The organism is Aeromonas enterica (genome assembly GCF_054052465.1).
On the sequence record NZ_JBSTYL010000007.1, the window covers coordinates 164,379 to 178,384 of the forward strand.

The 14,006-nt window shown below is 61.7% G+C and carries 13 protein-coding genes; 2 read left to right on the forward strand and 11 right to left on the reverse strand.

Features of this window, described 5'->3' with window-relative positions; translation table 11 throughout:
- The first annotated feature begins 128 nt into the window (after positions 1-128).
- Positions 129-530: a VOC family protein gene (locus tag ACW5XD_RS10305; protein WP_456494819.1), complete on the forward strand. Its 402-nt coding sequence runs from the start codon at positions 129-131 to the stop codon at positions 528-530.
- Positions 531-606: 76 nt separating this feature from the next.
- On the opposite strand, the gene ACW5XD_RS10310 is transcribed toward ACW5XD_RS10305, so the two are convergent.
- The 4 genes from ACW5XD_RS10310 to ACW5XD_RS10325 form a co-directional block, all read right to left on the reverse strand.
- Positions 607-2,085: a carboxypeptidase M32 gene (locus ACW5XD_RS10310; RefSeq protein ID WP_456494820.1), complete on the reverse strand. Its 1,479-nt coding sequence runs from the start codon at positions 2,083-2,085 to the stop codon at positions 607-609.
- Positions 2,086-2,216: 131 nt separating this feature from the next.
- Entirely contained in the window at positions 2,217-2,798 is a 582-nt protein-coding gene (gene smrA / locus ACW5XD_RS10315) for a DNA endonuclease SmrA (RefSeq protein ID WP_456494821.1), read from the reverse strand.
- Between the two features lie 141 nt (positions 2,799-2,939).
- Entirely contained in the window at positions 2,940-3,125 is a 186-nt protein-coding gene (locus ACW5XD_RS10320) for a DUF3149 domain-containing protein (RefSeq protein WP_098984905.1), read from the reverse strand.
- 133 nt (positions 3,126-3,258) lie between these two features.
- Positions 3,259-4,152, reverse strand: coding sequence for a TraB/GumN family protein (locus tag ACW5XD_RS10325; protein WP_456494822.1), 894 nt, complete (start codon positions 4,150-4,152; stop codon positions 3,259-3,261).
- Between the two features lie 86 nt (positions 4,153-4,238).
- Here ACW5XD_RS10325 and ACW5XD_RS10330 point away from each other — a divergent pair, with 86 nt between their 5' ends.
- On the forward strand, positions 4,239-4,571 hold the full coding sequence (locus ACW5XD_RS10330) for a DUF1904 family protein (protein WP_456494823.1): 333 nt from the start codon (positions 4,239-4,241) through the stop codon (positions 4,569-4,571).
- A gap of 154 nt (positions 4,572-4,725) precedes the next feature.
- On the opposite strand, the gene ACW5XD_RS10335 is transcribed toward ACW5XD_RS10330, so the two are convergent.
- The 7 genes from ACW5XD_RS10335 to ACW5XD_RS10365 form a co-directional block, all read right to left on the reverse strand.
- Positions 4,726-5,556, reverse strand: coding sequence for an SDR family oxidoreductase (locus tag ACW5XD_RS10335; protein ID WP_456494824.1), 831 nt, complete (start codon positions 5,554-5,556; stop codon positions 4,726-4,728).
- A gap of 114 nt (positions 5,557-5,670) precedes the next feature.
- Positions 5,671-7,116, reverse strand: coding sequence for an OprD family outer membrane porin (locus ACW5XD_RS10340; RefSeq protein ID WP_456494825.1), 1,446 nt, complete (start codon positions 7,114-7,116; stop codon positions 5,671-5,673).
- A gap of 506 nt (positions 7,117-7,622) precedes the next feature.
- Entirely contained in the window at positions 7,623-9,560 is a 1,938-nt protein-coding gene (locus ACW5XD_RS10345) for a methyl-accepting chemotaxis protein (RefSeq protein WP_456494826.1), read from the reverse strand.
- A 95-nt stretch (positions 9,561-9,655) separates the two neighbouring features.
- Complete coding sequence (locus ACW5XD_RS10350; RefSeq protein WP_456494827.1) at positions 9,656-10,558, reverse strand: DMT family transporter; 903 nt, start codon at positions 10,556-10,558, stop codon at positions 9,656-9,658.
- A gap of 126 nt (positions 10,559-10,684) precedes the next feature.
- Positions 10,685-11,515: a rhamnulose-1-phosphate aldolase gene (rhaD, locus tag ACW5XD_RS10355; protein WP_456494828.1), complete on the reverse strand. Its 831-nt coding sequence runs from the start codon at positions 11,513-11,515 to the stop codon at positions 10,685-10,687.
- Between the two features lie 203 nt (positions 11,516-11,718).
- Positions 11,719-12,870, reverse strand: a complete 1,152-nt coding sequence (locus ACW5XD_RS10360) for an iron-containing alcohol dehydrogenase (protein ID WP_456494829.1) — start codon at positions 12,868-12,870, stop codon at positions 11,719-11,721.
- A gap of 108 nt (positions 12,871-12,978) precedes the next feature.
- Positions 12,979-13,809, reverse strand: a complete 831-nt coding sequence (locus tag ACW5XD_RS10365; RefSeq protein WP_456494830.1) for a helix-turn-helix domain-containing protein — start codon at positions 13,807-13,809, stop codon at positions 12,979-12,981.
- Positions 13,810-14,006 lie beyond the last annotated feature (197 nt).

Sequence of the window (14,006 nt, forward strand, 5' to 3'; positions counted from 1 at the left end):
AGCCGGAAACGGACAGTGATTGAAATAAAAATGTCGCCGGGAGAGCCCCTGTGGCGAGGTTGAAACCGGTCGAACCGGGCGGGCAAGTGTGAGAATCTGGGACGACAACATCCAAGGAGGATAGCACCATGCCAGGACCCGCCCGTGCCGGCGCCCTGATCTACGCCAGGGATCTCGGCCTGCTGACCCACTTCTACCGAACCCTGCTGCAGATGGACATTCGCAGTCAGGATGACGCTTTTGTCGTGATGGAGAACGACGACATCCAGTTGCTGATCCACGCCATTCCCGAGTCGATTGCCTGCGATATTGATATCCAGGTACCGCCGCTCCTGCGGGAACAGGGGGCGATAAAATTGTTCTTTACCGTACCAAGTCTTGCCTGGGCCGAGGCCAGGGCGGCCGATCTCGGTGGCGGACTGTTGCCGCAGCAGTGGTCGGGACCTGGCTTCGTGCTGCGCAATGCATTTGATCCGGAAGGCAATATCCTGCAACTGCGCGAGTTTTTGAGCGTCCCCGACCCCCTCTGAATCCGGTTGTTTGCCAATGAAAAACGGGGCAGCCAAGCTGCCCCGTTGCCCTCTTCACTCGCTGGCGCTGCATCCGTTATTTCAGATAGCGCTGCTCAAGATGCTGGCGCAGCCAGCGCGGGTTCAGCGCCTCGCCGGTCGCGCGGCGAATGAGCTCGTCCGTGCTGTGCTGGCTGCCCTGTGACCAGATGTGGCGGCCAAGCCACGCGAGTATCTCCGGCAGGCGGCCCGCCTCGATCACGTTGCTCATGTTGCCCAGTTCCCGCTCCAGTGCGAAGCGCAACTGCGCCGCATACATGGCGCCGAGCGTGTAGCTAGGGAAGTAGCCAAACGAGCCATCCGTCCAGTGAATGTCCTGCATGCAGCCGTTCTGGTAGTTGCCCTTGGTGGAGAGGCCGAGCCACTGCTGCATCTTGGCATCCCACAGCTCGGGCAGATCGGCCACCTCGATGTGCCCCTCGATGAGGTCGCGCTCCAGCTCGTAGCGCAGGATGATGTGGGCCGGGTAGGTCACCTCGTCCGCTTCGACGCGGATAAAGCCGGGCTCGACCCGGTTGTAGAGCTTCGCCAGGTTCGCCGGCGCAAACGCCGCCTGCTCGCCAAAGTGGGCGCGGATGCGCGGCACCAGCAGCGCCAGGAAGGCGGGATCGTGGCCGAGCTGCATCTCGCAGAACAGGCTCTGGCTCTCGTGAATGCCCATGGAGCGCGCCTCGCCCACCGGCTGCCCCAGCAACTGGCGCGGCAGCCCCTGTTCGTAGCGCGCGTGACCCGTCTCGTGCACGATTCCCATCAGGCTGGAGACGAACTCCTGCTCGTTATAGCGGGTGGTGATGCGCACGTCGGTCGGCACGCCGCCACAGAACGGGTGGCTGCTCACATCGAGCCGACCGTGGGCGAAATCAAAGCCGAGCTGCCCCATCACCTCCTGACCGAGCGCCTGCTGGCTCGCGATGGGGAAGGGCCCCTGCGGGATCAAGATGGCGTCATGTTTCTGCTGCTCACTCACCTGCTGGATGAGGGACGGCAGCCAGCCGGTGAGATCGCCGAAGATCTGATCGAGCCGCGCACTCGTCATGCCGGGTTCGTACAGCGCCAGCATGGCGTCGTAGGGGCGCACACCGAGTGCCTCGGCGCGAAGGCGCGCCACTTCCCGCGACAGCGTCACCACCTCCTTGAGATTCGGGGCGAAGCCTGCCCAGTCGTTGTTTTTGCGCTGGCTGCGCCAGGCGTGCTCGCACTTGCTGCCGGCCAGCGACAGTGCCTCCACCAGATCCCCAGGCAGCAGGCTTGCATCCTGCCAGTGGCGCTTGATTTCGCGCAGGTTGGCGCGCTGGATCTCGTCCAGCGGTTCGCTCTCGGCCTTGGCAATCCAGTCGCCGAGCTCGGGGGCAGTGCGCTTGTGGTGGATCAGCACGCCGAGTTCGGCCATGGCCTCTGCGCGCGCCTCGTTGCCGCCCTCCGGCATCATGGCAGCCTGATCCCAGCCGCAGATGGCGCTGAGGTGGGAGAGCCGGTGCAGCTGTTGCTGATGTTGTTCAAGTTTTTGGTATGACATGGGATTGTCCTTGTTATCGTCCCTGATGGTATGCCCCGTACCTGGCATGATCGGGGCCGATCGATGCTAACACTGCCCTCGTGCGTTTTACCACCCTGGCCGAGGATGCCTGACCAGGTGACGGGTGCTGACTAGCCGAGCCGCTTCTGGTGTCGCTCGCGATTCTCCGCCTTCTTGCGCTCGCTTTTTCGCAGCAGCACATAGAGGGCGCCGCTGCCACCGTGGCGGCGTTCGGCACTGTGCATGGCCATCACGGCCGGCAGTTGCGGCAACCAGGTGCTGACATGGCTTTTCAGCAGGGCGCGCGGTGTGCTGCGCTCCCCCTTGCCGTGCAGGATCAGCAGGCAGCGGATGTCCCGTACCTCGCAATCCGCAATGAACTGCACCAGGCTCCGGCGCGCCTCGTTAAGCGTCTTCTGGTGCAGGTCCAGGCTCGCCTGCAGCTCGTATTTGCCGAGCCGCAGCTTCTTGTAGACCCCCTCCTGCACACCGTCGCGCTTGAAGCCGACGATGGCGTGGGGATCGAGCAGCTCGACCGCCTCCATGCTGAGGTGATCCAGGGTCAGTTGCTCGGCGGTCGCGGCCTGGCGACGGGCCAGTTGCGCCTCGGTCGGGGCGGATGTGCCCGTGAGGGAGAGGGTGTTGTCGCTGCGAATGGGCCGCACGTCGGCCACTTCCTGCAGAAACAGTGAGAGTTCGTCGTCATGAGACACGGCAGGCTCCCCGCATTGGAATGAGCGGGCATTATAGCGGGGGAGTCGGGGTCAGAAAATGGGGGTAGCCAGTCAGGCGGCCCTGTCAGTCGGGCCGGGCAGGCGACAACAGGCGATCGGGGGATCGCCTGACGAGATGTGTTACTGCTCCTCTTTCGGCGGCTTGGCGTTCATCACCTTGTAGATGAAATAGGCCGCGTAGGAACTGATCAGCAGGAAGGTACCGATAATCACCAACATGGACATGAGCCCCACGCTGTTGCCGAACATCAGGTTCATCCAAAATTCCATCTCATGCACTCCTGTCATCCCATTGATGACAGGCATGATAGATACCTCTTTGGGAGCAAAGAGATGATCTCGATCAAGTCCCGATGTGGTTAGTAAATCGGCAATCGGAAGTGTGAACCCCCTCCCACTCTACGGCTCCTTACGGGGCTAGTCAGGCCCCGCTGGCCCCTTATTCGCGGGTTGGCTGGCGCGGGCCTGGCTCGGTGAGCAGGGTGATGCGCCACCCCTGTTGTTCCAGCAGGGCGATCAGCCCCTGATCGCCATAAAGGTGCAGGGCGCCTACCACGATAAAGCTCTCGTTCGGCAGGGTTGGCCATTTCTTCAGCCAGTTGCGGTTGCGTTCCGCCAGCAGGGTCTGCTCCAGCCAGGCTTGCAGCTTGGGCGGCGCCATCTCGGCCTTGAGCAGGTTGACGAGGGCGGCTTCGTCTCCCTCTTCCCACGCCTTCATTACCTTGCGAAAGCCGCGCTCGAGGTCGGGCAGCTCATCCAGGGTACTCTCCAGCATCAGGGTCTGGTTGTCGCCGACGCTGGCGAGGTAGCCGAGCTGCTCGAGCAGGGTCTCGAAGCCGACGATGGGCTTTCCGCTATCGCTGGCCAGTTTGGAGAAGTGTTGATCCACCCCGAGCGCGCTGCTGAAGTTGGTGCGCTCCAGTGCCGCCTGGGTCAGAGTAATGGCCGCAAACCAGGGGCGCAGCGGTGCCAGCATGTTCTCGGTCAGGCCATTCTGGCCTGCGGCTATGATGGTGCGCCGGTAGAGATCGAGCGGCACGTGCTCCTTGAGGGTCTTGCCATCCACCAGCCGGGTGATGGCCCCCATCTCCTGCCACTGCTGCTGGCTGATGTGGGTCAGATCAACCTCCAGCACCAGAGCGCGACTCTGCAGCCAGGCGCGCTCTATGGGGTCGGGCAGCGGGTAGAGCGAGGGGTTGCCCGCGTGGATGGAACCCAGCAGCCAGTGCTGCTGATCGCCCTTGCTCACCCGGTAGAAGGCGGGGTCGGCGAAGGCGCTCAGCGGCAGCAGCAGGCAGAGCAGGAAGGGGAGCAGCAGGCGATGAAATCTCATGGGATACCTTATGTCAGCGGATGGCTTCTCTTCGTCACAATAACCCCTATGATAAGTCCTCATTTGTCACAGCCAAGAGGTTTCCCATGCCCCATCTTCGTTTTCGGGCTGTCTCCGTCGATACCCTGCAGCAGATAAGCACGCCCCTACTGGCGGATCTGTGCACCCTGACCGGCGGCAAGCCGGAGTTTGTCACCATGGAGTGCATCGGCAGCCACTGGGTGCGTGAAGGGGCAAGCGAGGCCGGTTTTCCGTTTGTGGAGCTGGTCTGGTTCGAACGACCGCAGGAGCTGCAAGATGCCGCTGCGGCACTCATTACCCGCCATCTGAAGGCGGTACTGGGGGAGCAGACCTATGTGGTGGTGCAGGTGCTGCCCATCGTCAAAAGCCACTACTACAGCGACGGTCGGCACTACTGAGGGCGAGGCGCCGAATCCGAGGGCCGGACCTTGCATGCCCGAGACGCCATGGCATCGGTAGTGAGCGCGACGAGGCGACGGCATGCGTCGTTACCGGCAAGCGTTTCTCGGGCAGTGCCAGCACAGGGCGTATCTGCCCTGTGCGACGCAAGGCTCAGGCCGACTTGGCCAGGATCCTGTCGAGCCAGCGGCTTGGCAGCAGGCGGCGCAATACCGCAAACAGTCGGGTCGGGAAGGTGACCGGGTAGCGATGCTTTGGCCGCTTGTTCTGCAGCGCGTGCAGCAGCGGCGGTATGCAGGCTTCGCTTGGCAGCGTGAAACCGCTGGTGGCCCCCTCTTTTTCCAGCCGGGTCAGGGTCTGGCGATAGGCGCCCTGATGGCGGCTCTGGGCCGGATCGATATGGCGCACGAAAGCGGCGCGGGCATTGGCGCGAAAGCGGGTATCGATGGGGCCGGGTTCGATCAGACTGATGTGCACGCCGCTGCCTTCGAGTTCCAGACGCAAGGTATCTGTATACCCTTCCAGCGCAAACTTGCTGGCATTGTAGGCACCGCGATACTTCATGGCCACCAGCCCCAGTACAGAGCTGTTTTGCACTATCCGTCCCTCTCCTGCGGCCAGCATGGCTGGCAGTATCTGGCGGATCAGGTGGTGCCAGCCAAACAGGTTGGTATCGAACTGGGCACGCAGCGCCTCCGTGGGCAAGTCTTCCAGCGCGCCGGGCTGGCCATAGGCACCGTTGTTGAACAAGCCATAGAGACGGCCCCCGGCCAGCGCCAACGCCTCTGCCGCCCCTCGCTCTATGCTGGCGGTGTCCGCCAGATCCAGTTGGACTGCCAGCAGACCCTGCTGTTGCAGTTGTGCCACATCGTCGGCCTTGCGGGCGGAGGCGATCACGGTGAAGCCGTGAACACCGAGCGCCTTGGCGGCGGCGAGGCCGATGCCGCTGGAGCAGCCGGTGATTAGCACGAAGGGGTGGGGCATAAAGGTCATCCTTGTTGGCGACCAGGGCCTGGCCGAAGTGGGCATGGTAGCCCGAGCGCGACAAAAAAGAAAACCGGGCCAATCGGCCCGGTTTGTTGAAGTTCAACCCTCTGCTTACAGAATGGTGAACGGCATGATGATGTGGAACTTGACGTCATGCTCGGAGGCGAAGATGTTCGGGTATTCGGTCCAACCGCCGCTCTGGCTGATGTCGTTGTTGTAATCTGTGTAGTGCAGTTTGAACAGGGTGCCTTTCAGCTTGCCATCCTGCACCGTGTACATGACATCGAAGTTGGCTGCCCATTCGGTATCTTCACCGTTGGTGGCCTTGGTACCGTCACCTTTCTGGATATCCCAGCCGTAGGCACCGGAGACACCGACGGACCAGCCTGGTGCACCCACCAGATCATCCAGGGAGCGGTTCACGCCGAAGAACAGCGCTTTTTCGTTGTTCGCGTTCCAGTCGGAGCGGGAATCCCACCAGATTTCGTTCGCGCCCTGGGAGTTGCCGTAGCCACGGGTCAGACGGGGCAGGTAGTTGCCTTCGTTACCCTCGGCCTTGGTCCACAGACCTTCCAGACGGAAGCCATACGGGCCCATGCCCCAGGCGGCGGTCAGCGCTTGTTGCCATGCCATGCCGTCATAGGTCTCGATCTCCGCACCACCCTTCTGATAGGTGTCGGTTTCGGAACCGTAGAACTGATAGCTGGTGGAGAGGCCGTTCAGCACGTCGAATTTATGGGCCAGCTTGAAGTGGTAGCTGTCCATGTAGTTTTCGGAGTTACCGTAGGAGCCGGTAATGGCGGTGCCATTTTCGAAGGTATAACGCGCTGCTACACCCTGGATGTAGTCGATGACGTTCTCGTCGGCGAACGGATCCATCCATGCCTTGGCGCGGGAGAACTTCTGGGTCTCCTTGTACCAGGGGGACTTGTACTCGTCGGCGATGGCATAGGTCAGGTAGAGGCCACCGAAGTTACCCTCGATCTGGCCGCCACGGTAGGTACCCGGCTGATAGGACCAGTTCACACCGATCACGCCCGGTACGTAGAGCTGGGTCAGGCCGCCCTTGGCGGTGACGGCACCGTCCAGTGCTTTCAGTTTCAGCGAGGCGTTGGCCAGGCTGAAGCCACCTTCGGGGGAGCCATCCTTGTAGTTTTCGCCCCATTTGTTGCCGGCGAAGGAGAATTCGTTCTCCTGGTTGACCGGGTGATTCTCGGTCACGGCCAGGTCATAGGCACCGAAGCCACCCACGTCGATACCGACGATGTCCCAGGCATAACCCGAGTTGAAGTTAAGGGAGGCCTGGGTGGTAGCGTGGCTCAGGTTGGACTGGTATTTGCCTTCTTTCTTGGCGGCAGTCGGATCACCATCGATACGTTGACGATCACGCTGGAAGTAGAAGAGACCACCGTTGAGTTTGCCTTCTTCATAGAATTTGCTGGCAGCGGCGGCATAGGCAGGACCTGCTTCGTCGGCAGCGAATGACATACCGGGGGCGACCAAGGCGGCAACAACAGCTGCGCTCAATGCGGCACGCTTGAAGATCACTTTTTCCATTTTGTATTGCTCCTGATTTTATGGACTTAGCTTTTTTGTCCGGCAGTCAGGCGATGGCCCGCCGCTCGGTATTGGCATTGCAATCAAAACCCCGTGGGGCAAAAAATTTCTGATAATTCGTCTGCGGCCGCGACGTCTTGGCACATCTGCGGTGGGCAGTTCTGTTCATCACATCTTTTATTTTTTGTGTTCCGATTCTTGGCTATCGGACAAATCCAAGAGTACGTTCGCGGTGCGAAATATCAATGAAAAGTTCCCACCAAGTTTCAAAAATATGACCGAGTGCAAATAATCATGGATCTTGTTGTGGACACTCCCAGCCCGCTCATATCGGTGCTGATAGCGTTTTCAGGTGAAATTGACCAGCGACGCGGGCGGATCTCTCACAAGGAACCGAACTTTTTTCGTTAACCTGTATGCAACAGATAATTTTGTGCCACAAAAAAAGATATGCCCCCGTGTTGGGAGCGGGGCAGGGGACTCGGAAGGGAAACCGGACGGGAGATTCAGGCCTGATGGCCGAGAATGCGCGGGATCTGGCTGGCCTGATGATGGATGTGCTCCGACACCTGCACCGAGAGGCGGCTGCCCTGGCGGGCGTGCTGGCTGATGCGAGCAATGAGATCGGCGAAGCTGGCCAGCTTGTGTTCCTGGCTCTTGGCGTTGTCGGCCCCCTGCAGCGCGATGACGGCCGTGCTGCGTGCCATCTCCCGTACCGCCTGAGTGGTCTGGCGCAGCTGCTCCGCCTGCTGGCGCTGGGCGGCTGCTTCCGAGGTGATCCGCGCCAGCACTGTGCCGAGCTGATCCCCCGACTGGGTGAGCCGCATCAGGATCTCGGTGATCTGGCCAAGGGATCGCTGGGTGTCGGCGGAGAGGTGGCGCACCTCGTCGGCTACCACCGCAAACCCGCGCCCCTGTTTCCCCGCCCGGGCCGCCTCGATGGCCGCATTGAGCGCCAGCAGGTTGGTTTGCTGGGCTATGTGGCCTATCACGTCGACGATGGCGGTGACATCATCCACCGAACGCTTGAGCTGGGTCAGGGCGCCACAGCTCTCGTCGATGGCAAGCCCGGTCTGGGCCGTGGCCTGCAACATGCCCCCCACCAGCTGCTCACTCTGGCTCATGGAGTGCTCGTTGTGCTGGGCATGCTGTGCTATCTCGGCAGCCACCTGATGCACCTCGCCGGCCAGCTGGTTCAGCTCGTTCATCATCAGATCGCCCTCGTCCACCGCCTGCTCCGTGGTGCGCGTGCTGTGGTGGATCTCTTCGACCTGATTGACCATGCCCTGCAGGCTCAGTGAGACCGCCGACAGCTGACCTTCCTTCTGCTGCTGATCCTGTTGCAGGCGCATGATGAGGCGGTTGTAACTGGCGACTATCTCGCCTAGCTCGTTGCGCTCGCGCCCCTGGGGCAGGGTCTCGGCCTGACCCGTCTCGTCGAGTTGCAGGAACGCCGCGCGCAGTCGCAGCAGCGGCGTGACCAGCCAGCGGCGCTGTACCAGGGCAAACAGCAGCGCGACCAGAACCAGACAGAGCGCCAGGCTGCCGAGTATGGCAGCCAGCTGCTGGTTGACCGCCTGCCGCCCGGCGGCGAGCTCGGCCCCCATCTGGCCGGTGGCCTGCAACATCTGGCTGATGTCCTGCTGCATCGTCTGGCGGGCAGTCTGCTGCTGTTGCAGTGCCTTGCGGCTGTTTTCCAGCTCCTGCGGGTAGCGCATGAGCAGGGAGAGCAGTTCGCTGCGCGGCTGATCGCCGAGCTCCTTGCGCTCTGGCTCACCCAGGGTGAACTCGTCGGCAGGTGGTGCAGCAAACAGGCCGAGCAGCGGCAGGGCGGCCAGCTGTTGTGCCTGTTTTTGCATGGCAGCCAGCTCAAACGTCAGTCCCTCCAGCAGCTTGGGGCTGGCCTGTTCCATGTAGTTCTGGCGCAGGTGACCGAGCCCTGGCAGGGCTGCCAGTATGTCGATGGCACCCAGGCGGTATCTCTCCGCGCTGGCCGGATCTGCGCCCGTCGCCCCCTGCTGGCCATAACGCAGCAGCGCCCTGGCTTGGGCGGTCAGCTCGTTTTCGGCGTTTTGCAGCAGCCACTGGCTGTTGCCGGAGAGCTTGCCCGCCGCCAGATAGTCGCCGTCGATGCGAGTACCCATCCGTTCGAGCAGGGCGCGCAGCGGGGCAGTGAGCGCAGCATCCTGCTGCGTCAGCTGGGCGAGCGCCTGCTTGCGCACCCCTTCAGCCTCGGTCAGGCGCAGGGGATCGCCGCTGGCGAGGTAGTCGCGCAGGGTGCCTTGCAGTGTGCCGGTGAGCCGCTGTTGCAGCCGTTCGTGTTGATGCTGGGCCTGTTCGGCCCGGCTCAGCTGCTGCCAGCCATGAAACAGGGCGCCGGCTTGCACGGCGGCGACCAGCAGCAGTATCAGGGAGGAGAGGGAGGCGTAATGGGCTATTTTCACGTCAGGATTCCTGCTTGAGCCACGGGAATGGAAGTCGGCGTGAGCTTAAGCAGGAGAGATGGCGTTTTTATGACAGCCGCTGCATGGCGGCGAGGTCATGACAACGAAGGCGCGGCGGGTTCCTTCTGCTTGCGGGCGGCAGGCGACTTGCCCAGCATGCCGAGCAGGGCACCCCCCATGATGAAGGCTCCGGCCAGCAGGTGACGGGGTGTCAGCTGTTCACCATTGAGCAGCACCAGAGCCAAGGTGCTCAGCAGTGGGGTCAGATAAGCCAGCGCCCCGATGCGACGGGGATCTCCGTCTCGCAGCGCCAGATACCAGGTGACGAAGGCCGCCCCCATGGGCCCGAGCGCCAGCCCCAGGATCAGCCACCAGTCGCCGGCGGGGATCCGAGCGAGGGGCAGCGGCCCCTCCAGCAGCCTGGCAAGCAACAGTGCCAATAGCCCGGCGGGCAGACAGGCCGCCGCCGTCACCACCGCCGGGGCGGGTGGCAGCCGGCGGGAGAGCACAGAGTAGGCGCCCCAGATGATGGCGGCGCCGAGCGCCAGCAGGTAGCCGGGCAGATAGACCTGTTGCAGTTGCAACTCGCCGTTGACCATCACCAGCACGGAACCCGCCAGCCCGAGCGCGCCGGCCAGCAGGTGGCGGGCATGGAGCGGATGGCCCGGCAGCAGCAGGGGGGTGAACAGTATGATGCACAGGGGCCAGAGATAATTGATGAGGTTCGCCTCCAGCACGGGGGCGTGGCGAAAGCTCATGAACAGCAGCAGATGGTAGAACAGCAGCGCCGCCACCGTGACCAGCCAGGTGATGGGGCGAGCCCGCCACTGGCACCAGAACGGCAGGGCACCGGCGCCACAGAAGAAGAGCACCAGCCCCACCAGCACCAGAGGTGACACGCTGGAGATCCGGGAGGTGAGCGCCGCCAGCGAGGCCCACAGCAAGATGGTCAGCAGCGCAAAACCGGTGGATCTGTCCCACCAGGAAGAAGCAGACATCCAACACTCCTTTGCAAGATGAACAAAAAGAGGGCCAGTCTAGCAGACCGGCCCTCCCTGAGGTGCAGTGGTTTTGAGCGCGGCATCGCCATAAACCCCGCTGGCAGGGCCTATACCGGCCGCTTGCTACAGACCGAAGGTCTCCTGCAGCGCCTGCATGTCCTGTGGGCTGACCCCTTCCGGCTCGAAACCGCTGGCGAGACACATCAGGTGCAGCTTGGCCCCCTTGTTCGCCACATCGACGAAGTCAAAGGCCATCAGTGCATCCGTCCCGGTGGCCACGGCACCATGTTTTTCCCAGATGGCCACATCGTGCTGGCGCAGGGCGGCCGTGGTGCCATCCGCCATGGTCTGGCTGCCGGGCATGCAGTAGGGCACCACACCTATGCCGCGTGGCACGAAGGCCCGCACCTCGGGCAACATCTTCCAGCAGGCGTGGGTGTAAGCGGCGCTGTCACGGGCATAACGGGGATGGTGAGAGAGCGCAATCAGCTCGAGCGGATGTGTGTGTACCACGCAGCGATCGGCTGCGCCACGGCGCTGCTTGTCCATGACGATTTCCACGTGGGAGATGAATTCGCTGGTGGGCTGGTAGTCGTGCAAGCCACGGCCTCCCCACAGGATATGGTAACCCCGGGCCTCGTCATCGATCCGCAGGACGCAGCCCGCGAGCTCCGGGCTGCGCAGCTCGCGTATGCGTTCCCCCGTGCCCTTGACGAAGAAGACATGACCGGCGCTGTCGACCGGGAAGGCGCCTTCCCCCCCTACCATGGACAGGGGGCAGTGGGGATACTGGCTCAGGTCGGCGGGTGCCTGCCCAAAGATGTCGGTGAGATCGACGGAGATGTTGCCGCCGTTGCGCTCGGCCCACTCCCGTTGCCACAAATAGGCGGACACCTCGACGACCTTCTCGATTTCAGCCCGCACGGCTGCGTTGAATTCAATCTGCTGCATCATTCCCTCTACCTTGCGTTGAAGAGCCATTATGAGTGGGCCCACTGTAACCAGTGGCGCGGCGTCGAGCCTCAACGGGGACGCCAAGCCACGAGTGGAGTTGGCCGGATTTTCAAGAAGTGCACAAAGGGGTGGAGGGCTGGATGCAGGCTGTTGAAAACAGAGAGGCCGCCCGGGGGCGGCCGCTTGTCGTGTCGGGTTCGGGGTCAGAACGCGGCTTGATAGAGGGCCAGCAGCTCTGTCTTGCTGGCCACTCGGGGGGCACAGCCGGAACAGGGATCGGCGGCGGCGGCATCGACCCAGCCGGCGAGATCCCCAGGTTGTATACCGAGTTCATGCAGACCAGAGGGAATGCCCACCCGGGCGGAGAGCGCACGAATGGCCTGGATGGCGGCAGCGGCGGCACCAGCCTTGCTCATGGTGCCGGTATCCACCCCCATGGCGGCGGCGATGTCGGCGAAGCGATCCTCCCTGACGGCCAGATTGAACTCGCAGACCACCGGCAGCAGGATGGCGTTGCACACGCCGTGCGGCAGGTTGTGGGTAGCGCCGGGCTGATGAGCGAGAGAGTGCACATAGCCAAGCCCTGCGCTGTTGAACGCCATGCCGGCCAGGAACTGGCCGTGGGCCATCATCTCGCGAGCGGTCAGATCCTGGCCGTTCGCCACCGCTTGGGGCAGATATTCGGCAATCACCCGGATGGCGGCGAGGGCCGAGTGATCGGTCAGTACATGGGCACCGATGGAGACATAAGCCTCAATGGCATGGGTCAGGGCATCCATGCCGGTGGCGGCGGTAACGGCCGGGGGCAGCCCCACCATCAGGGTTGGATCGTTGACTGCCACTGTCGGTATCAGTGCCGGGTCTATGATGACCATCTTGACCTTGTGCCGGGTGTCGGTGATCACCGCATTGCTGGTCACTTCGGCGGCCGTGCCCGAGGTGGAGCTGATGCAGGCCATGAAGGGCCCTGTGTGGACGACTTTGCCGATACCTTCGAAGTCATGGATCTGTTTGCCCGGGTTGGCAACCAGAGCGCGTACCGCCTTGGCGGTATCCATGGCGCTGCCACCGCCAAAGCCGATGAGTGCATCGCACTGCCCGGCCTGCCAGGTTGCCAGCGCCGCACTGACCACCCGATCGGTCGGGTTGGGCTCTACGCCGTCATAAACCTGGGGGGTGAAGCCATGATCACGCAGTGCGCCGAGCAGACCGTCCAGCAGACCAAGCGACATCAGGGCCTGCTCGGTCACGATCAGCGGACGACGGGCGGGCTGGTTGCACATCAATTGCACCAGATCGTGGATGGCTCCACTGCCGGACAGGCTGATCTGGGGTAGACACAATGCAAAAGCCATCAGATATCCCTCTTCTTTAGATGAAATTAAGGGGATATTAAGCTTGTTGCGGCGGAAGACCTTTAACCTTTGGCCAGTGAGGGAAATATAGTGGCCAAGAAGTGAAGTTTATTTATGACGTTTTCTATATTGCAGTGGTGTCAGCTCAAAGGCATGGTGAAATTTGCTCGAGAAATAATTGCCATCATTGAATCCACTCTCAAACGCAATATCGGTAACCGATTTGTTGGTATGGCTGAGCAACCAGGATGCATGGCAAAGTCGTACTCGTCCGAGATAATTGTTGGGGGTCAAGCCAGTATGTTCCTGTATTTTTCGGTTCAGGGTGCGCAGTGGAATAGAGAAACGTTCAGACAGTTCGCTCCAGTCGATCTCTTCCTGATAGTTTTCATCGAGATAATTAATGAGAGCCAACAGCCTTTCCTGATCTCCTTCCCCCTTGCCGCCCGCTTCCCCTCCTTGCTGATGGGCACGCCAGAGCAGCACGGCCAACTGGGAAAAAAGTGCTTCGATCATCACCGGAGAACAGGCATCTCGCCGGCTGTTTTCTGCCGCTATCTGGTTTAGCAGCAGCTCGCTCTGCGGTTGCAGGGAAGGGGGCAGTTGCAGTCCGCCACTGGCCGGATGGCAGCTGGTTTGCAGCAGGGTTTGCAACCCGTCTGCGAAGTGGAATCCCTCCGGCCTGAACAGCACGTTGGTCAGGCAGAGATCCTTCATCTGATCGAACATGTGGGCATCGTCTTCGCGCAGGTAGAAGACACTGCCGCGGCGGATATGCACGGCGCTGCCGTCCGTGATGTGGATGGCACAGCCAGACTTGATCAGCACGAGTTCATGAAACGAATGACAGTGCTCCGGAAAGGGTTCCTGCGGAGCGCGTGGCAATACGTTGATGACCTTGTTGTGGTCAAAAAAATCGGTCTGCTGCAGGCGAAACATGGTCGCTCTCTTCATGAGGTAATGATCAGTGAATATGCGCAGGAGCCGGTTCCGGTCAATCAAATAGCACGGGTTTCGTGAGGGTTTTCACAGTTACCTCGCATTTATTCATCAACGAGTCTCGATTGCTTCCTTTTACGCTGTGGCGTTATTTGACCTCACTCACACAATTGTCATCCAGTCTCTATTTCTCGATT